Here is an 18,998-nt window from a genome sequence, read left to right on the forward strand (position 1 = left end):
GCGGCCAGCAATCTTCGCCCAATTGCTCCTTGAGCGGCTCTACCAGCCACTGCGGCAGGTTGTGCCGATGCAATTCCATCAGATCCGACGGCTTCACCTGGTCGCAGCGGGACAGCCAGTCCTCTTCCTGCTCGGTCAGCGCGCCGTGTAAAAAATCGCGCGGGGCGGCGAAACCCAAAATGGCCAAACGCCTTTCCTGCGGGCCGCTGCCATGCTGGTCCAGGTAACTGTAGAGATTTTTTTTGCGCAATACGCCATAAATCGTTTCAGCCACGGTGGCTCGCTCACGGGGGCCCAGGCGCATGTCGCGAAAATAGCGTGACACCACCATGTCGGCGGGATGGTCAAATTTGAGAACCTGCTTGAGAAGCTCGGAACAACAGTCGAGTAAGGCGTTAGGATGCATGACTCTATTGTCCCACTGCAGACGGCCCGCTACTGATTGCAGCGCTGATTGACCATGCCAGAACACCTTCCCCTGCTGATCGAAACTCCGCCTGGCCGCTACCGCCACTACAAGGGCCTGTTTTATGAAGTCGTCGGCACCGCGCGCCACAGCGAAAGCTTGGAGCCGATGACACTTTACCGGGCGCTGTATGGCAAGCAGGGTCTGTGGGTGCGGCCGGCTGCCATGTTCAACGAAGACGTGGTGATGGACGGCATCAGCCAGCCGCGCTTTGCCAGGCAACCAGACTGAACATTGCCCGGCCATGTATCGGCGTCGCCGATAATCACGGGTTATGTCCGAAAATACTGAAATCGCCAAACAGGTCAAGCGCCGCCGCACGTTTGCCATCATTTCCCACCCCGACGCGGGCAAGACCACGCTGACTGAAAAGCTGCTGCTGTTCTCGGGCGCGATCCAGATTGCCGGCAGCGTGAAAGCCCGCAAGGCCGCGCGCCACGCCACCTCCGACTGGATGGAGATTGAAAAGCAGCGCGGCATTTCCGTCGCCAGCTCGGTCATGCAGATGGAATACCGCGACTGCGTCATCAACCTGCTGGATACGCCCGGCCACCAGGACTTCTCCGAAGACACCTACCGCGTGCTGACCGCCGTCGATGCCGCCTTGATGGTGATTGACGCAGCCAACGGCGTCGAGCCGCAAACCCGCCGCCTGCTGCAGGTCTGCCGTGCACGCGGCACGCCGATCCTGACCTTTGTCAACAAAATGGACCGTGAGGTGCAGGACCCGATGAGCGTGATGGACGAGATCGAACGCGAGCTCGACATGGCGGTCGTTCCCTTTACCTGGCCGGTCGGCATGGGCAAGCTGTTCCACGGCGTCTATGACCGGCGCGAAAAGCGCATGCGCGTTTTCAGCCCCGGCGAGGACAAGGCCGGCGGCGACGATGAAATTTTGGCCGGGCTGGACAATGCCGAGGCCAGCAAACGCTTTGGCGCGGAATTCACCCAGGCACAGGGCGAGCTCGAACTGCTGAACGGCGCTTCGCCCGAATTCAACCGCGAAGAATTTCTCAATGGCAAACAGACGCCGATGTTTTTCGGCTCGGCCATCAACAATTTTGGCGTGCAGGAAGTGCTCGATGCGCTGGTCGATCTGGCGCCAGCCCCCGCCGACCGCCCGGCCATGCAGCGCATCGTGCATCCGGACGAAAGGAAGTTTTCCGGCGTGGTCTTCAAGATCCAGGCCAATATGGACCCCGCACACCGCGACCGGATTGCTTTTTTGCGCGTCGCCAGCGGCGAATTCACCCGCGGCATGAAGCTTAAAGTGGTTCGCAGCGGCAAGGAATTACGGCCCAACACGGTGGTGAGCTTCATGAGCCAGCGCCGCGAACTGCTTGATACCGCCTTTGCCGGCGACATCATCGGCATTCCCAATCATGGCGTGCTGCAGCTCGGCGACACGCTGACCGAAGGCGAGGCCCTGCAGTTCACCGGTCTGCCATTTTTTGCACCGGAAATGTTCCGCGCCGTGGAAGTGGCTGACCCGCTGCGCAGCAAACAGTTACGCGCCGGGCTGACGCAGTTGGGTGAAGAAGGTGCAATTCAGGTGTTCCGCCCGATTGCCGGCTCGCTGCTTCTGCTGGGCGCCGTTGGCCAGTTGCAGTTCGAGGTGGTAGCGCACCGGCTGGAGCACGAATACGGCGTGAAGGCCCGCATCATGCCAAGCAACTTCAACCTGGCGCGCTGGGTGACGTGCGACGATGCGAACGAGCTGAAAAAATTCATGGACGCCAATGCGCACCGGGTCGCGCTCGATGCCGTCGATGCGCCGACCCTGCTGGTCGATCACAGCGCCACTTTGCGCGCGGTCGAGCAACAGTGGCCCAAGATCAAGTTTCACGCGCTGCGCGAGCACGCCGGACTGGTATTTCAGGCAAAGATGTAGTGTTTCAGGGCTCTTGTCCCGGCAATACAGATCTAGTTAGCTATTATTTTTATAGCATTCTGATTTTTTCAGGGTCACGATGCGCATTTTGTTGAGCACGGACTTCAATCACGGGAAAGAAACATTTCCATTCCGCGAAGCAACGAGGCTGGCTTGCCCCGGAGCGCTAGGGTTGCCGTCGACGCGGAATAGCGTGCTTCGCTGTACCAGATGATCCATCTGGTTTGCGGCGTTGATCGTCAGGGGATGCGGGGTACAGCCAGGCCTGGGGCTAATGAAGGCCGCACCTTTCCGGGCAAGCTCGATTTGCCAATCTGACGCATCTGCAAGCAGCGCGATCACCAGATTTTCCAGTGCGATGACTCGGGTCTGCAGTTGCACCAGTTCGGCATTGGCCAGCGGCGGGACATTGGGCTGCACCTCACCTGGCACCAGGCCCGGGTGGTCAGGTCCCGCGCCGCCTTCGTAGTCCCATCTTGAAAGTGCTTTAAAAAGAAGCTGGGCGCGTTCCCGGGTGACTTTTTTGCTGTCTGGCATAAACGACTCCTGAGCAAGTGGCGTACAAACACGCAAATTCTGCCATTCTGCGGCAAAGAGGCTGACTGCAAGGCTTTTTGGGCAAGTCGTGGCGCCCTCATCCCCGACAAACCTGCCGCTTGTCTGGAAAAGTTCAGAGCTCGCGTTGAAATCTCCAACAAACGATATTGCCCTACAAGCCACGTTCGCCAGGTGGCGTAACTTGACCAGTCGCGGTCACCAAAAAAGGAAAAACCGATGGGCAGTATTCCGCTTGTCAGCAGCATTGGCGCAATCGCCGGTTCGCGACTGGCAACAACTGCAAGTGATGCGCTGCTGATCGATGTGGCGAAATTGCTGAGGCAGACCCAGATCGGCCTGGTTGTGGTCTGCAACCCAGACATGACGATGGCCGGCGTCATCACCAAATCGGATGTCGTCCGGCAGATTGGTCATTGCGCGGGAAACGCCTGCCAGACCGCAGCGGCGGACGTAATGACCCAGCAAGTGACCTTTTGCCGGGCCAGCGACAGATTGGCCGACGTCTTGTTGAAGATGCAGACACAAGGCTTGGTCCATCTTCCGGTGATTGACGGCGATGGCAAACCGGTGGGAGTCGTCAATGCGCGAGATGCGCTCCGATTACTGATGAAAGAGGAGCAATACGAAGAGTCTCTTTTGCGAAACTACGTCATGGGCATCGGCTACCAGTAAGGGTCAGGATCTTCTGTGAAAAAGTATTCCGTCGACTTTCCGGCCCGACCGGTTTTTCTTAATCTCGCGCAGATCAAGCTCCCCGTCGGTGCGCTGACATCCATCTTGCACCGGATCACCGGCGTTTGTCTGGCCGTAGGTGTTCCCTTTGCGGTGTATCTGCTGGATCTTTCGCTTCGAAACCAGCAGGCCTTTGCAAGGGTGGCAGGCTTGTTCGGCAACCTTGCTTTCAAGGCGGCCATGGTGTTTCTGGTCTGGGCGTTGGCACACCACATTTTGGCTGGCATTCGTCACATGCTGACTGACGTCAACGTGGGTTCAACGCTTCACAGCGGTCGCCGCAGCGCCTGGTCGGTGAACATTGGCGGGTTGGTTTTGGCGTTGCTGGCGGCGGGGGCCATGCTGTGAACCGCAAGCTCGCCGGGCTTGGGACCTGGCTTGCGCAGCGCGTGGGTGCGGCTTACATGCTGTTGTTCGTCTTGTCTTTTCTCTTTTATTTTTTGATTTACCCCATTCATTCTTACCCGGAGTGGCGGGAATGGGTGGCAAAACCCGCCATTAGCGTTGCCCTGTTTGTTTTTTTTGTGGCGCTGCTGTCGCACATGTGGGTGGGTCTGTGCGACGTGGTGTTCGACTATGTGCAGCCAGCACGCTTGCGGCCACTGCTGGCTAATGTTCTGGGTATTGCGCTGGCAGGGGTTGGCGTCTGGCTGGTCTGGATACTTTTTCGGGCGCAGACCTAGCCAGGCGATAGCAGCCACCCGTCAAATCAATGGAGCCATTCATGCAGCTTTCCATTTCCCGCTACAACCCCGAGCTTGACGCGAAGCCGTACATGCAGGACTACACCATCGAAATCGGTGCGACCGATCACATGCTGCTCGATGTGCTGATCCGGCTCAAGCAACAGGACAATACGCTCACACTGCGAAAATCATGTCGTGAAGGCGTCTGTGGATCGGACGCAATGAACATCAACGGCAGCAACGGCCTGGCATGCGTGACGCGACTCAAGGCTTTAAAACAACCGGTCGTGATTCGCCCCTTGCCAGGATTTTCGATCATTCGCGATCTGGTCGTCGACATGACCAACTTCTTCAAGCAATACCATTCGATATCACCCTACCTGATTAACGCAGAGCCTCCGCCGGAAAAAGAACGCCTACAGTCACCGCTGGATCGTGACCGGCTCAATGGTGCCTACGAGTGCATTCTTTGCGCGTGCTGCAGCAGTCAGTGCCCGTCTTACTGGTGGAATCCGGAAAAATTTGTTGGCCCTGCAGGCCTGATACAGGCCTACCGCTTTATTGCCGACAGCCGGGACCGCGCAACCGCCCAGCGGCTCGACGACCTGGCTGGCGCCTACCGCTTATTCCGCTGCCGCACCATCATGAACTGCTCCGAGGTGTGCCCGAAAGGCCTGGAGCCTTCTCATGCCATCGAGAAAATAAGGTTGCGGATGCTGGATGTGCAGATCGACGGCAAGTTGCCAACGCACTCTACCTCGTCAATCAAGCCGGACGAAAGCGCCTGAATTTGGTCTATTTTCTTTCGCGTTGCCATCCAGCCGCCTGGTCTGCCGCAGCCCTGCTTGGGAGTGCGCAATTGAGGCCCAAAATCAGGTTCCATGCGCTGCGCAAACTCGCTGTGCTGTTGTTTCAGCCAAAGATGTGATGCTTTAGGGCGCTTGTCCAAATAATACGTTCATAGTTAGCTATCATTTTTATAGTATGAGTGATTGTTGAATAATCCGCAAATGCCGAATTTAAAAACGCTCTCCCGTTACCTGCTCGGCGTTTTGTTCATTGGTGCAGGGCTGAATCACTTTTGGCACCGTTCTTTTTACATTGCAATGATGCCGCCCTATCTGCCGTGGCATGAGTCGCTGGTCTATGCAAGCGGCCTTGCGGAAGCTGGCGTTGGTGCCTTGATACTGGTTCGGCGATGGCAGGTTGCTGGCGCTTGGGGAATCATTGCGGTGTCGATTGCGGTATTTCCCGCCAACGTGCAAATGGCGCTGCATCCGGAATTGTTCACGCAGTTCAGTCCGCTCGGTTTGTGGCTGCGTTTGCCGCTACAGCTGCTGCCTGTTGTCTGGGCCTGGTGCTATACCCGCGACCCGCGTTGACGCCGGTCATGAAACCAGCGCCATGACGCAAAAAGGCTGCATGCGGCGGTAAACCCCATCCAGCCTTACCACGCGATGATGAGCCGCTAACTCGTCGGGCTCATGTCGCGCGGGAATTACTTGGGCAACAAAACCTTGTCGACCACATGAATCACACCATTGGACTGGTAAACGTTGGCAATGGTCACTTTGGCCGAACCACCTTTTTCATCGGTCACAATGACCTTACCACCCTTTGCGGTGGCTGTCAGATTGCCGCCAGCCACGGTTTTCAGCGTGGCTTTGCCCTTGCCCGCCTTAATCGCCTTGGTCAGCGCTGCCGCATCCATCTTGCCGGCCACGACGTGGTAGGTCAGGATGCCAGACAGCATGGCCTTGTTTTCAGGCTTGAGCAGCGTGTCTACCGTACCGGCTGGCAGGGCATCGAAAGCCTCATTGGTAGGTGCAAAAACAGTGAAGGGACCTGGTCCCTTGAGCGTTTCCACCAGTCCGGCCGCCTTGATGGCTGCCACCAGTGTGGTGTGGTCTTTGGAGTTGACAGCGTTGTCGATGATGTCTTTCGACGCGAGCATCGGCGCGCCACCGACCATGACCTGGGCGAACGAGGGCAAGGCGGCCAATGACAAAACCATGGCAAGACCAACAGACGCGAGTTTGAATTTCGTTTGCATGAGCATTCCTTTGAGATTGATGTAAAAAACAAAAGCCGAAACCGGAACATGGGGTTAACGATTCAAGCGGCTTCAAGCAATACGGCGCGCATGACCCACCGGATTCAGTTTTGTTTCAACAATCAGACCGAATCTTGCCGCGCCCCGGTAAAGATGGCGAAGCGCGCCACCCCCAGGGTCAAAAAAAACGGAGACCGGAGTTTTTTGGCAGACGCAGCGTCGCAAATCAGGCGCTGCGCTCAAAAAATGCACGAACGGCGCGCGGATAAATCAGATGCTCTTGCGTCAGCACCCGGGCCGCGAGCGCGCAGGCGGTGTCGCCGGGCAAGACCGGCACCACCGCCTGCGCCAGAATTGCGCCGTGGTCCAGCGCTGCCGTCACCTGATGCACCGTCACGCCAGCTACTTTGCAACCGGCGTCGATGGCGCGCTGGTGCGTATCAAGGCCCGTGAAAGCGGGCAACAGCGAAGGGTGAATATTGATCAGCCGCCCGTCGTAATGCTTGACAAATTCCGGCGTCAAAATCCGCATGAAGCCGGCCAGCACCACCAGCTGCGGGGCATGCACCTCGATGCGCGCCATCAGCGCGGCGTCGAAAGCTTCACGCGAAGCGAAATCGAGGTGCGGCACTGCATCGGTCGCAATTCCCAAACCCCTCGCTAGCACCAGCCCCGTGGCCTCAGGCTTGTTGCTGATAACGGCGGCAAGCCGCAGCCCCGGCATTTCATGCCAGTTTTCTTTTTTTGCGACACGGGCAATGGCAGCCATGTTGGAGCCACTGCCTGAAATCAGGATGACGATGTTCTTCATTGATTAAGATTATCGCCATGAGAACCCTTACCCCGAACGAAGCCCGCGTGCTGGCCACGCTGATGGAAAAGGCCCGCACCGTGCCCGACAGTTACCCGCTGTCACTCAACGCGCTACTGCTCGGTTGCAACCAGAAATCCAGCCGTGACCCGGTGATGGAAATGACAGAGGCGCAAGCCCAGGAGTCGATTGACGCACTGAAGACGCAAAGTCTGGTGTTTGAAGCAAGTTCCAGCCGCGTACCGCGTTTTGAGCACAATTTTCAGCGCGGCTTTGCGGTCAGCGAGCCGCAGGCCGTGCTGCTGGGTTTGTTGATGCTGCGTGGAGCGCAAACACCCGGGGAATTGCGCACCAGCAGTGAACGCTGGTACAAATTCCCCGACATCGCCAGCGTGGAGGACGCGCTGGCCGAGCTCAAGGCGCGCGGTGACGACAGCGGCGCGACCATGGTGGCGCAGTTGCCACGGGCCGCGGGCATGCGGGAGCAGCGCTGGGTGCACCTGCTTTGCGGCGACGCGCCGCTGACGCTGCGGCAGCCCGGTTCAGGCAACGAGACCGTGGATGCTGATGCAGAACCGGTCTCAGTGGGCCAGGCCGAGCGCCTGCAGCAACGAATTGAGTCACTCGAAAGCCAGCTGGCGCAGTTGCAAGGCCAGCTGATGCACCTGTACAAAGAGCTGGGACTGTCTCAATCCTGACAGCGCCGCGCAAACGGCCGTGCTACAAACCACCAATTGGAGAACTCAAAATGGATTTAGCTTTCACCCCCGAAGAGCAGGCCTTTCGCGAAGAGATTCGCACCTGGGTCCATGCCAACCTGCCGGGCGATATTTCGCACAAGGTGCACAACGCACTGCGCCTGTCTCGTGACGACATGCAGCGCTGGGCAAAGATTCTGGGCAAAAAAGGCTGGCTGGGTCATGGCTGGCCCAAGGAGTTTGGCGGTCCGGGCTGGAACGCCGTGCAAAAACATCTGTTTGAAGAAGAATGCGCGCTGGCCGGAGCGCCGCGCGTCGTTCCTTTCGGCCCGGTGATGGTGGCACCGGTCATCATGGCCTTTGGCAGCCCGGAACAGCAACAGCGCTTTCTCCCTGGCATTGCCAGCGGCGATGTCTGGTGGTCCCAGGGCTACAGCGAACCGGGCGCGGGTTCCGACCTGGCATCGCTCAAGTGCAAGGCAGAAAGAAAAACAATACCAGGCCAGGGCGAGGTCTACATCGTCAACGGCCAGAAAACCTGGACCACGCTGGGCCAGTACGGCGAATGGATTTTCTGCCTGGTACGCACCAGCAACGAAGGCAAGCCGCAGACCGGCATCTCGTTTCTGCTGATCGACATGAAGTCGCCCGGCGTGACGGTACGCCCGATCAAACTACTTGACGGCGAGAGCGAGGTCAATGAGGTCTGGTTCGACAACGTTGAAGTGCCGGCCGACAACCTGATCGGCGAGGAAAACAAGGGCTGGACCTACGCCAAGCACCTGCTCAGCCACGAGCGCACCAATATTGCGGACGTGAACCGTTCCAAGCGCGAACTTGAACGCCTCAAGCGCATCGCCAAAGCCGAAGGCGTCTATGAAGACAGCCGTTTTCGCGACGAAATCGCCAAGCTTGAAGTCGACGTGGTGGCACTCGAAATGCTGGTGCTGCGCGTGCTCTCCGCCGAAAAATCAGGCAAGAACTCGCTTGATATTGCCGGCCTGCTGAAAATCCGCGGCAGCGAAATCCAGCAACGCTACGGCGAGCTGATGATGCTGGCCGCCGGCCCGTTCAGCCTGCCGTTTATTGAAGAGGCCATGGAAGCGGGCTGGCAAGGCAACTTCCCCGGCGGCGCGGTCGCCAACGCGCCACTGGCCGGGACCTATTTCAACCTGCGCAAGACGACGATTTACGGCGGCTCCAACGAAGTGCAGCGAAACATAGTTTCCCAGGTCGTACTCGGTTGAAGAAGCAAGATTTAAAGGACTAAGCAATCATGGATTTTGATTTCACCGACGACCAGCAACAACTGCGCGACGCGGTTCGCAAGTGGGTTGACAAAGGCTACGACTTCGGGCGCCGCAGCAGCATCGCCAGCGCGAGCGGGTTTTCACGCGAAGCTTACGGCGAGCTGGCCGAACTGGGCTTGCCCGGCCTCTACATCCCCGAAGCGGATGGCGGCCTGGGCATGGGGCCGGTTGAAGCCATGGTTGTCATGGAAGAGCTGGGTCGTGGCCTGGTTCTCGAGCCGTTTGTGCAGACGCTGATCGCGGGCGGCGTGCTTTCGGGCTATGCGCCAGAGGCTGTCAAAACGGCCTGGCTGCCCAAAATAGCTTCGGGTGAAAGCCTGGTGGTGCTGGCCTACCAGGAGCGCGCAGCGCGCTACCATTTCGAAAAATGTGATGCAAAAGCGGCTCACGTCCAGGATTCATGGTCACTGACTGCTACAAAAAGCATAGTACCCGCTGGCGACCAGGCAGACGCCTTCATCGTGCCCGCCATGGCCAATGGCGCGCTGGCGCTGTTTCTGGTGGAACGCCAATCGGCGGGCGTCGCCACGCAGGGGTATGTCACGCAAGATGGCGCGCGCGCGGCAGAAGTCAGGCTCGACAATGCGCCCGCCAGCCTGATTACCCTTGATGGCTTGAGCGCGCTCGAGCATGCCATTGACATCGGCATTGCCGCCAGCTGCGCCGAAGCCGTCGGCGTGATGGACAAGACACTGTCCATCACGGTCGACTACATGAACACCCGCAAGCAGTTTGGCGTGGTCATCAGCAGTTTTCAGGCGCTGCGCCACCGCGTCGCCGACATGAAGATGCAGCTCGAGCTAGCCCGCTCGATGAGTTACTACGCTTCGCTCAAACTCAATGCTCCGGCCGACGAACGCCGCCGGGCGCTGGCCAGGGCCAAGTACCAGCTGGGCATTTCAATGCGTTTTATCGGCCAGCAGGCGGTGCAGCTCCATGGCGGCATTGGCGTGACCGACGAGTACATCGTGAGCCATTATTTCAAGAAGCTGACCCAGCTTGAAATGACCTTTGGCGACATGCTGCACCATCTGGGCGAGGTGTCCAGACAGATGCAGGACACGGCGGGCGTGTTTGCCTAGGGTTTGGGGACATCAAGTACTCACCGATCTCGCCCGCTGTCGCCGTGATCCAGCCCGAGCAATCCAAATGCCGCTCATGAGTTTCGGTGCGTCAATCCCCGGCTTGAACGGCCGGCGAAAGTTGCCGGCCGACTTGCCGAACAGCAAGGCTCGCTGAAAGCCCGTCGGGCTCTTACTTCAGTGGAACGAAGTACCCGACGAAAGTGACGATCAGGGAGGTGTGTTGCGTCGTATCTTGCGCAAAGAAGCGGGCAGTTGGGGTGCTCCCAGCCTCGAAATAGGTCGTCACCGGTGCAGATATCACGCCAGCGGTCGGGTATGCCTTCGGGATGAAGATCGTGTTTCCATTGCCTTCAATGACGAACGCATCTATCACCGTGCCGATCTGGGAAGTAACATGGGTAATGACCAACCGTTTCCCGACGGGCACCGCATTGAAAGTAATGATGCAATGCGGGGCACAGGTTGAAGAATCCGAGATCGACTTCATTTCTTGGTAGGGATTCAAAACTTGTGGCGCAGGATTAACGTTTAACGTACCCGAAACCGCAACCGGAACCGGGCTCGCCGGGCCATTGATAACGGTTACCTGCTCGGGTGGCTGAGCGGCCAACGCACTGGTCCACACCAGGCAAAGCGTCTGTAGCGCGAGCGCCCCGAGCACGGCGCGCGCAGTTTTACCGGGGGTTGGAACAAAGTTCATAACAATCTCCTGAAAAAGTGGGGGCTCGGTTTGTCATGCCAAGAAGGGGCGGCTATTTGCGGTGACAGGCCAAGGATAGTTGTGGGCGAGAGGCGTTGCCATCCTCCCCAAGGAGGGAATCGTATGCGCGCCGTGCGCGAAAACGCGGGGACGGCGTACGATGCCCTGCAAGGCGGTCAAGACACAGAGCGCCCAACCCTGTTCCTTCGTAACGCGTGCCACTGTGATGTCGCAGGAGGATGCCGGCCCTTTCGACACATTTTTTGTTTTGGTCAATCGACAGGCAACTGTCGCAGCGGTTCAACTCAGGATTAAGGTGTCAGGAACCAAGAGGAATTTTTTGAACCGTTTCGGGCTTAGGCCTTCATGAAAGCACCAGCCGCAGCAGTTCTTCGCGCTTGTGGATGCCAAGCTTGCGATAGACCGTCTGGATGTGTTCCTTCAACGTTGTCTGGCCAATGCCGAGCTGCTTGGCAATTTCACACGTTTCAACGCCCCGGGCCAGCAAAAAACACACCTCGCGCTGCTTGTTCGAAAGCGGCATTTCCTTGATTTTTTGCAGTAGCCAAACCTCGATCGGAAGCTTTTTTTTCACGATGACGCCGTAGGAAGAAGGCTTGCCGGTGCTTTCTTGCAGCGCGTAGGCCCGAAGCTGAAACTCGCCCCACTTGTTGGCAATGATCCACGCCGGCGGGTCAGCAAGCAAGTTTTCATCGAACGCGCGCCTGACGCGATCAAACAGCGAGCACAGCGCAAGCTCCATGTCGTGGATACCAATCGTCGCCTCCCATCCAGGTGCCATGTTGTCAGCCAGCGCGTAAAGACATAACTCCCTGGCATGCGCCGACTGGTATTTCAACTGGCCTTCAAAATCAAACACCATCAAACCCGCATCGCCCGCTTCGATAAAGGACTCGGGTGTTTTCGCTTCATGCGAGATGGCATGGGCGATATACGGCAGCGTCTGCGCAAGATTGGCTTCGTCCTCGGCACTGAAATCAGCTTCGCCCCTACGCCTGAGCAGAAAAATCAGCCCGAGCGGACCATAGCGATCCCGGAGCACCCCATCAAGGGAATGTTCCAGTCCAAGCGATCCAAAAAGCCGCTCATGGCTCTCGGTACCTTCGAACCCGGGTCTAAAGGGCCAGCGAAAGTTGCCGGTCGATTTCCCGAACAGCAGGGCCTGCCGAAAGGACAGGCCGACATCATCAAAAAAGCGCAGGTGATGGTGCTTGAAGTAATCCAGCGCCCTGGCATCCGGTTTTTCGAAGTAGCCATTGACCACATTACCCAGTCTGTCGGTCCAGGCGAAATGTATCCGGTCCGACATCACGACCTGATGAAGATCAGCCAAAATTTGCGGCATGACGATGGACGATGTCAATCCCAGACAGCAGGTCTGACGTAGCCGCGCCATTTCCCCGGCTTTTTTGAACATTGCGGGCCCTCCCCACGCGTTGCATTGTGATCGCACGAGAGCAGACGCGTGCGCTGTGTGCCGTCAGCCACTAAGGCCAAATACCGGTCAGAAAGTCGCCGCCGTATCTTGTCGCACGGCACTACGATCCCCTCCCTGAGAAGGATAGCAACTTTACTGGTCAGGAACTATGGTTCGCGTGCCCTCTTACATTTGACACGCACTTGAGGAAATTGTTATGTACCCCTTATTGCAATCGAGGCGGCTTTCATCTGTGTTTTGCGTTCCGGTAATCGTGCTCGCATGCGCCGTCACCACACCAATGCGGGCAGACGAAAAGCCGAATGCCACCGCGCTGGAACTCATTGTTCCGTTCGGACCTGGCGGTGGCGCGGACCAGTTGGCGCGCGAAAGCGCGAAGCTTCTTACCGGCATTCTGGCTGCGCCCGTGACCGTGACGAACGTTCCCGGCGCCACCGGCAACACCGGCATGGCCAAGCTGATGGCCGCACCGAATGACTGCACCACGATGGCGGTGCTGACCGCCGATACGTTCTCGTTGCTTGCGTACCTGAACCCGGGCTGGAAAATGGCCGATGTCATCCCGCTGGCGATCATGATGAAGCAGCCTTCGGCGCTTTTCCTGCCAGCAAACAGCCACTTCAAAACCTGGGCCGACTTCGAGAAAGAAGCGCGCTTGCACCCCGACAAGCTGCACGTCGCGATCAGCGGGCTGGGCAGTCCAGACTACCTGATGCTGCAGCAGCTGGCCATCAAAGGCATCCGCCTTGCTCCGGTTCCGCTGTCCAATCCCGAGGAGCGCTACCGCGCGCCCTTCAACGGACAAGCCGATGCGCTGTACGACCAGCCCGGTGACGTACAGTCGCTTATCGACGCGAAGCAGCTGCGGCCCATCATCGTGTTCAACGCCGCGCGCCTTGCCGGCTTCAAGGACGTGCCGGCGTCCGGTGAACTGGGCTTTGGCAGTGGGCGCAACCAGTTCCGCGCCATCGTCGTCAGGGCCGGCACCGATCCGGCAAAGGTCAAGGTGCTGTCCGACGCGCTCGACAAGGTGGCGGTGATGCCGCAATACAGCAGCTTTCTAGAGCAGAAGGCAGCGTTCAGCAACAGCTACGTTCCAGGAAAGAGCGCCGGCGCGTTCATGCAGGGCGAACTTGATGCCATGAAGAAAATTGTCGAAGAGCTGCCTTTTCACGCGCGCTACATCCTCAAGGAGGGGGAATTCGAGCGCTATGTCGAACCGTTTTGAGGCTCAAACGAACGCTGCCTTTTTTCAGCTGAGCAGGCGTGATGACTTGGGAACGTGGGCGATCAGAAACTCCATCTGGTCCGCCAGAATCCGGCGGTTGCGCAAAATAAAGTCTTCCCACAGGCTGGGAACGTAAGGTGTGTAGAGCAGCGGCATGTGGGCCTGCTCGGGCGTGCGGTTGCTTTTTCGATGGTTGCAGGCGCGGCAGGCCGTAACCACGTTCATCCAGCTGTCAACACCCTGTTGCGCGAGCGGAATGATGTGCTCGCGCGTCAGGTCTTCTTCGTGCAGTGGATCACCACAGTAGGCGCAAACATTGCGGTCGCGCGCGAACAACTTGCCGTTGGTTAGCCCCGGAATCAGGTCGAAGGGGTTGATGTTGGGTACGCCCTTGGTGCCTATGATGCTGTTGACCGTGATGATGGATTGCTCGCCGGTAACGGCGTTGTGACCGCCATGAAAGGTGGCAATCCGCGCGCCCATCTCCCAGCGCACTTCGTCAGCCGCGTAATGCAGCACGGCCAGTTCAAGGCTGATCCACGCTTGTGGCAACCCCTGGGCTGAGAGTTTCAGGACCTTCAAAACGAACCTCCATGGGAATGGAAAAACGGCATCGAACTGTCAATGGATCAATATACCGCGAAACCATGAAAGCAACATGAAAACCGCGCTAAATTGATGCTTGCCCACGCTTTACCCCCCGCCCCGTACCGCACCGGCGGGCTGGACAGCTATAAAAACGATAATTGACTCCATGAAAATCTTCCGCGGCTACCAAAACCCCGAGCTCGCAGCGCAATGCGCCCTGACGATCGGCAATTTCGACGGGGTTCACCGTGGCCATCAGGCCATGCTGGCACTGCTGAAAAACGAGGCTCGGCACCGCGGTGTTCCCAGTTGCGCTGTCACCTTTGAGCCGCATCCGCGTGACTATTTTGCGGCGCTCGCGCACAAACCCGAGCTGGCTCCGGCACGCATCGCCACACTGCGGGACAAGCTCGGCGAACTCGAGCACTGCGGCATGGACCAGTGCGTAATCCTGCCCTTTAATGCCCGCCTGGCGTCGCAGCTGCCCGAGGTTTTCATTCAGGAAGTCCTGCTGAAGGGCCTGGGCGCGAAATACGTTCTGGTGGGTGACGACTTTCGCTTTGGTGCCAGGCGCACCGGCGACTACGCCATGCTGGACGCCGCTGGCGAACGGCTTGGGTTTGATGTGGCGCGCATGAACAGTTATGAGGTGAGCAACAGCCGGGTGTCCAGCTCGGCCGTACGTGACGCGCTGGCGCAGGGCGAAATGGCGCGGGTCACTGCACTGCTGGGCCGTCCTTACAGCATATCCGGCCATGTGGTGCATGGGCGCAAGCTGGGGCGGGAGCTGGGTTGTCGCACCCTCAACCTGCGGTTTGCGCACTGGAAGCCGGCTGCCAGCGGAATTTTTGCCGTGCAGGTACATGGTCTGGCTGAGCAGCCCCTGCCCGGCGTTGCCAATCTGGGCATTAGGCCTTCAATCGATTCCGAAGACGTCAACGGCGGTCGCGTGCTGCTTGAGACGCATTGTCTGGCCTGGCCGGCCAGCCTTGGCGCAGAAGGGGCATACGGTAAGATCATCCGCGTGGAACTGCTATACAAACTGCACGACGAATTGAAATACGAGGGTCTGGAAAGCCTGAAAAAAGGCATTGCCCAGGATTGTCGTGATGCCCGGACATTTTTTGCCCAGCCGCTTCCAGCGTCGATGCATATTGAGACCACCCGCCAGACCACGCGGGACCGAATTTAGACGATCTCATCCCCGTTGCCTTTATCTTTGCTTCCAGCCTCGCCTGCGAACGGCTTCGTTTTCGCCCTCATCCAGCGGCCCTGTTTTTTCAGGCCGAAGCCCCAAAAGCGCCATCGAAACACCTCATGCCTGATAAAAAAACCGATTACCGCAGCACCCTGAACCTGCCAGACACCCCCTTCCCCATGCGTGGCGACCTGCCCAGGCGGGAGCCGGAATGGGTCAAGGAATGGGAAGACGGGGGCCGCTACAAACGCTTGCGCGCTGCGCGTTGCGGCGCGCCGAAGTTTGTGCTGCATGACGGTCCGCCCTACGCCAACGGAAATATCCACATCGGCCACGCCGTCAACAAAATTCTGAAGGACATGGTCGTCAAGGCGCGCCAGCTCAAGGGGCTGGACGCGATCTATGTGCCAGGCTGGGACTGCCATGGCTTGCCGATTGAAAATGCAATTGAAAAACTTCATGGCCGCAACCTGCCGCGCGATGAAGTGCAGGCCAAAAGCCGCGCCTTTGCCACCGAGCAGATCGCCGGCCAGATGGCCGACTTCAAGCGCCTGGGCGTGCTGGGCGAATGGGACAACCCATACCGCACCATGGATTTCGGCAATGAAGCCAATGAAATTCGCGCCCTTAAACGCATCATCGAGCGCGGCTTTGTCTATCGCGGCCTGAAACCGGTGTACTGGTGTTTTGACTGCAGCTCCTCGCTGGCCGAGTTTGAAATCGAATACGCCGACAAAAAATCGCAGACGCTCGATGTCGGCTTCAAGTGCGCCGAGCCTGAAAAGCTGGCTGCCGCGTTTGGCTTGGGAACACTGGCGAAAGACGCTTTCGCGGTTATCTGGACCACCACCGCCTGGACCATTCCGGCCAATCAGGCGCTCAACCTCAACCCCGAACTGGACTACGCGCTGGTCGACACCGGGCGCGGCATCCTGCTGCTGGCCGCCGTGCTGGTCGAAAAATGCCTGGAGCGCTACCAGCTCGGCGGGACCCTTCTGGCCACCACGAAAGGGAAAAACCTGGCGTTGCTCAATTTCCAGCATCCGTTCTACGACGTCAAAGATGACGAGGGCAATTACGGCTACCGGCGTTTCAGCCCGGTGTTTCTGGCCGACTACGCGACCGCTGACGACGGCACGGGCATCGTGCATTCCTCGCCCGCTTACGGCGTGGAAGACTTCAACTCCTGCGTGGCCAATGGCATTGCGACTGACGATATCCTGAACCCGGTGCAGGGCAATGGCCGCTACGTTGATGAACTGCCGCTGTTTGGCGGACTCAATATCTGGAAAGCCGCGCCGCTGGTGATTGAGAAGCTGCGCGAACACGGCCGCCTGTTTGCCACGCACGACATTCTTCACAGCTACCCGCACTGCTGGCGCCACAAAACGCCGGTGATTTACCGCGCCGCCGCGCAGTGGTTCATCCGCATGGACGAGGAAACATCGGGCACCCAGGGCGTGTTTACAAAAGACAAGGCCGGCAGCACGCTGCGCCAGCTGGCGCTGGCCGCCATTGAAGAAACCAGCTTCTACCCGGAAAACGGCAAACTCCGCCTGCAAAGCATGATTGCCGGCCGGCCCGACTGGTGCATCAGCCGCCAGCGCAACTGGGGCGTGCCGCTGCCCTTTTTCATCCATACCGCCACCGGCGAACTGCATCCGCGCACCATGGAAATCATCGACCAGGCCGCCGACATGGTTGAGGCCGGCGGCATCGAGGCCTGGAGCAAGGCCAGCGCCGAATCGATCATTGGTGCCGACGCGCCCGACTACATCAAAAGCACCGACATTCTCGACGTGTGGTTTGACTCGGGCACGACGCACGACCATGTGCTGCGGCACAGCCACGCGGCGCAATCGACCTGGCCGGCGGATTTGTACCTTGAAGGCCACGACCAGCACCGGGGCTGGTTTCACTCGTCGCTGCTGACGGCTTGCGCCATGTATGACCACGCGCCGTACAAGGGCCTGCTGACGCATGGCTTCACGGTCGACGGCAAGGGCCGCAAGATGAGCAAGAGCGAAGGCAATGTGGTGGCGCCGCAAGCGGTCTCAGGCAAGCTGGGCGCCGAAATCATCCGCCTCTGGTGCGCCTCGACCGACTACTCGGGCGACCTCGCCATCGACGACAAGATTCTGGCCCGCGTGGTTGACGCCTACCGCCGCATCCGCAACACACTGCGCTTTTTGATGGCCAATGTCAGCGATTTCGACCCGGCGACAGACGCAGTGCCGTATGAAGACATGCTGGAGATCGACCGTTATGCACTGAGCCGCGCGGCGCAGTTGCAGGCAGGCATTCTGGCGCATTACGAGGTCTATGAGTTCCAACCGGTCGTTTCCAAGCTGCAGATCTATTGCAGCGAAGACCTGGGCTCCTTCTACCTCGACATTTTGAAAGACCGGCTTTACACGACCGGGCCGAAGTCGCTGGCACGGCGCAGCGCGCAAACCGCGCTGCACCAGATCACGCACGCGATGCTGCGCTGGATGGCGCCCTTCCTGAGCTTTACGGCGGAAGAAGCGTGGAAGATTTTTGGCAACTCTGACTCCATCTTCATCGAAACCTACACCGAAATCCCGGCACCGGATGAAGCGCTGCTCGCCAAATGGTCGCGCATCCGCGAGATCCGCGACGCGGTCAACAAGGACATTGAAGCCTTGCGCGCCGACGGCAAGGTGGGCTCGTCATTGCAGGCCAATGTGACGCTTGAAGTGAGTCCCGCCGACCATGCGCTGCTGGCCAGCTTGGGAGATGACCTGAAGTTTGTCTTCATCACCTCCGCAATTGATCTGGTTGCTGGCGCCGCCCTGCGGCCAAATGTCAGCACCAGCGCTGCCGTCAAATGCGAACGCTGCTGGCACTACCGCGATGACGTGGGCGTTGAACCGGCGCATCCAACGATTTGCGGCCGCTGCACCAGCAACCTGTTCGGCACGGGTGAAGTCCGGAAGTTCGCATAATGGCCAAGACCAGCTTCAAAAAAACGGCAGGCAGCATGCTGCCCTGGCTGGGCCTAGCGCTGATCTTGCTGATCGCCGACCAATTCACCAAGGTACTGATTCTGGGCTACTACCGCCTGGGGGACTCGACCTATGTCACCAGTTTTTTCAATGTCGTCCGGGTGCACAACACGGGCGCGGCATTTTCCTTCCTGGCGTCGGCTTCAGGCTGGCAGCGCTGGTTTTTTACCGCCATCGGTCTGGCCGCTGCGGTCTTTATCATCTGGATGCTCAAGTCCCATGCCGGGCAAAAGCTTTTTTCGTTTGCCATGGCCTGCATCCTGGGCGGTGCTGTGGGCAATGTGATTGACCGCACGCTGCACGGCTACGTGGTGGACTTCCTTGACTTCCACTATGGCGGCTGGCATTTTCCGGCCTTCAACATCGCCGACAGCGCGATCACCGTCGGTGCCATCTGCCTTGTGCTCGATGAGCTTCTGCGAGTCAGACGCGCCAAGTAAAGCCACCCCTGCGGCCAGCCTTGCCCGAGCCCGCGCTCGGGGTTCTTCCGCTCCGCAACAGCCCACGGT

General features: G+C 58.8%; 20 protein-coding genes and 1 pseudogene. 14 read left to right on the forward strand and 7 right to left on the reverse strand.

From position 1 onward, the window contains the following. A pseudogene (locus HHJ19_RS17405) lies at positions 1–406 on the reverse strand (SAM-dependent methyltransferase); the annotation flags it as partial. Positions 407–460: 54 nt separating this feature from the next. On the opposite strand from HHJ19_RS17405, the gene HHJ19_RS17410 reads away from it, so the two are divergent. Together HHJ19_RS17410 and HHJ19_RS17415 are read left to right on the forward strand one after the other, a co-directional pair. Beyond that, positions 461–697 (forward strand): DUF1653 domain-containing protein, encoded by a 237-nt coding sequence (locus HHJ19_RS17410; RefSeq protein ID WP_296909115.1) that lies wholly within the window; start codon positions 461–463, stop codon positions 695–697. 43 nt (positions 698–740) lie between these two features. After that, positions 741–2,357: a peptide chain release factor 3 gene (locus HHJ19_RS17415; protein ID WP_296909116.1), complete on the forward strand. Its 1,617-nt coding sequence runs from the start codon at positions 741–743 to the stop codon at positions 2,355–2,357. A gap of 108 nt (positions 2,358–2,465) precedes the next feature. Here HHJ19_RS17415 and HHJ19_RS17420 read toward each other — a convergent pair whose 3' ends face one another. Continuing rightward, positions 2,466–2,894: a hypothetical protein gene (locus tag HHJ19_RS17420; protein WP_296909117.1), complete on the reverse strand. Its 429-nt coding sequence runs from the start codon at positions 2,892–2,894 to the stop codon at positions 2,466–2,468. 237 nt (positions 2,895–3,131) lie between these two features. On the opposite strand from HHJ19_RS17420, the gene HHJ19_RS17425 reads away from it, so the two are divergent. The 5 genes from HHJ19_RS17425 (at position 3,132) to HHJ19_RS17445 (ending at position 5,715) form a co-directional block, all read left to right on the forward strand. Next, on the forward strand, positions 3,132–3,587 hold the full coding sequence (locus HHJ19_RS17425; protein WP_296909118.1) for a CBS domain-containing protein: 456 nt from the start codon (positions 3,132–3,134) through the stop codon (positions 3,585–3,587). 15 nt (positions 3,588–3,602) lie between these two features. After that, the gene (sdhC, locus tag HHJ19_RS17430; protein WP_296909119.1) at positions 3,603–3,995 is read left to right on the forward strand and encodes a succinate dehydrogenase, cytochrome b556 subunit; all 393 of its coding nucleotides are present in this window, start codon (positions 3,603–3,605) and stop codon (positions 3,993–3,995) included. Next, entirely contained in the window at positions 3,992–4,330 is a 339-nt protein-coding gene (gene sdhD / locus HHJ19_RS17435; protein ID WP_296909120.1) for a succinate dehydrogenase, hydrophobic membrane anchor protein, read from the forward strand. The genes sdhC and sdhD overlap by 4 nt, the downstream gene beginning before the upstream one ends. A 29-nt stretch (positions 4,331–4,359) precedes the next feature. Further along, on the forward strand, positions 4,360–5,121 hold the full coding sequence (locus HHJ19_RS17440; RefSeq protein WP_296909121.1) for a succinate dehydrogenase iron-sulfur subunit: 762 nt from the start codon (positions 4,360–4,362) through the stop codon (positions 5,119–5,121). A gap of 222 nt (positions 5,122–5,343) precedes the next feature. Continuing rightward, positions 5,344–5,715, forward strand: a complete 372-nt coding sequence (locus HHJ19_RS17445; RefSeq protein WP_296909122.1) for a MauE/DoxX family redox-associated membrane protein — start codon at positions 5,344–5,346, stop codon at positions 5,713–5,715. Between the two features lie 116 nt (positions 5,716–5,831). On the opposite strand, the gene HHJ19_RS17450 is transcribed toward HHJ19_RS17445, so the two are convergent. Together HHJ19_RS17450 and purN are read right to left on the reverse strand one after the other, a co-directional pair. Then, entirely contained in the window at positions 5,832–6,386 is a 555-nt protein-coding gene (locus HHJ19_RS17450) for a fasciclin domain-containing protein (protein ID WP_296909123.1), read from the reverse strand. A gap of 226 nt (positions 6,387–6,612) precedes the next feature. Next, positions 6,613–7,197 carry a phosphoribosylglycinamide formyltransferase gene (gene purN / locus HHJ19_RS17455; RefSeq protein WP_296909124.1) on the reverse strand — a complete coding sequence of 195 codons (585 nt, stop codon included), beginning with the start codon at positions 7,195–7,197 and terminating at the stop codon, positions 6,613–6,615. Between the two features lie 17 nt (positions 7,198–7,214). On the opposite strand from purN, the gene HHJ19_RS17460 reads away from it, so the two are divergent. The 3 genes from HHJ19_RS17460 to HHJ19_RS17470 are packed head-to-tail and all read left to right on the forward strand — an operon-like array spanning position 7,215 to position 10,287. Beyond that, complete coding sequence (locus HHJ19_RS17460) at positions 7,215–7,895, forward strand: YceH family protein (RefSeq protein ID WP_296909125.1); 681 nt, start codon at positions 7,215–7,217, stop codon at positions 7,893–7,895. 50 nt (positions 7,896–7,945) lie between these two features. Further along, a complete protein-coding gene (locus tag HHJ19_RS17465) occupies positions 7,946–9,142 on the forward strand; it encodes an acyl-CoA dehydrogenase family protein (protein ID WP_296909126.1) in 1,197 nt (398 codons plus the stop codon). A gap of 29 nt (positions 9,143–9,171) precedes the next feature. Next, positions 9,172–10,287: an acyl-CoA dehydrogenase family protein gene (locus HHJ19_RS17470; protein WP_296909127.1), complete on the forward strand. Its 1,116-nt coding sequence runs from the start codon at positions 9,172–9,174 to the stop codon at positions 10,285–10,287. Between the two features lie 172 nt (positions 10,288–10,459). Here the strand turns inward: HHJ19_RS17470 and HHJ19_RS17475 are convergent, their stop codons facing one another. Further along, on the reverse strand, positions 10,460–10,990 hold the full coding sequence (locus HHJ19_RS17475) for a hypothetical protein (RefSeq protein WP_296909128.1): 531 nt from the start codon (positions 10,988–10,990) through the stop codon (positions 10,460–10,462). Between the two features lie 364 nt (positions 10,991–11,354). After that, positions 11,355–12,428, reverse strand: coding sequence for a helix-turn-helix transcriptional regulator (locus HHJ19_RS17480; RefSeq protein ID WP_296909129.1), 1,074 nt, complete (start codon positions 12,426–12,428; stop codon positions 11,355–11,357). A 379-nt stretch (positions 12,429–12,807) separates the two neighbouring features. Between HHJ19_RS17480 and HHJ19_RS17485 the strand changes: the two genes are divergently transcribed. Then, on the forward strand, positions 12,808–13,677 hold the full coding sequence (locus HHJ19_RS17485) for a tripartite tricarboxylate transporter substrate-binding protein (RefSeq protein ID WP_296909130.1): 870 nt from the start codon (positions 12,808–12,810) through the stop codon (positions 13,675–13,677). 24 nt (positions 13,678–13,701) lie between these two features. On the opposite strand, the gene HHJ19_RS17490 is transcribed toward HHJ19_RS17485, so the two are convergent. After that, positions 13,702–14,259 (reverse strand): HNH endonuclease, encoded by a 558-nt coding sequence (locus tag HHJ19_RS17490; protein ID WP_296909131.1) that lies wholly within the window; start codon positions 14,257–14,259, stop codon positions 13,702–13,704. Positions 14,260–14,431: 172 nt separating this feature from the next. On the opposite strand from HHJ19_RS17490, the gene HHJ19_RS17495 reads away from it, so the two are divergent. The 3 genes from HHJ19_RS17495 (at position 14,432) to lspA (ending at position 18,929) form a co-directional block, all read left to right on the forward strand. Next, positions 14,432–15,457, forward strand: coding sequence for a bifunctional riboflavin kinase/FAD synthetase (locus HHJ19_RS17495; RefSeq protein ID WP_296909132.1), 1,026 nt, complete (start codon positions 14,432–14,434; stop codon positions 15,455–15,457). Positions 15,458–15,582: 125 nt separating this feature from the next. Then, on the forward strand, positions 15,583–18,429 hold the full coding sequence (gene ileS / locus HHJ19_RS17500) for an isoleucine--tRNA ligase (RefSeq protein WP_296909133.1): 2,847 nt from the start codon (positions 15,583–15,585) through the stop codon (positions 18,427–18,429). Continuing rightward, a complete protein-coding gene (lspA, locus tag HHJ19_RS17505) occupies positions 18,429–18,929 on the forward strand; it encodes a signal peptidase II (protein ID WP_296909134.1) in 501 nt (166 codons plus the stop codon). The genes ileS and lspA overlap by 1 nt, the downstream gene beginning before the upstream one ends. The last annotated feature ends 69 nt before the right edge of the window (positions 18,930–18,998 follow it).

Origin of the sequence: Polaromonas sp., from assembly GCF_012927415.1 — a bacterium.
Classification (GTDB): Bacteria; Pseudomonadota; Gammaproteobacteria; order Burkholderiales; family Burkholderiaceae_C; genus Polaromonas.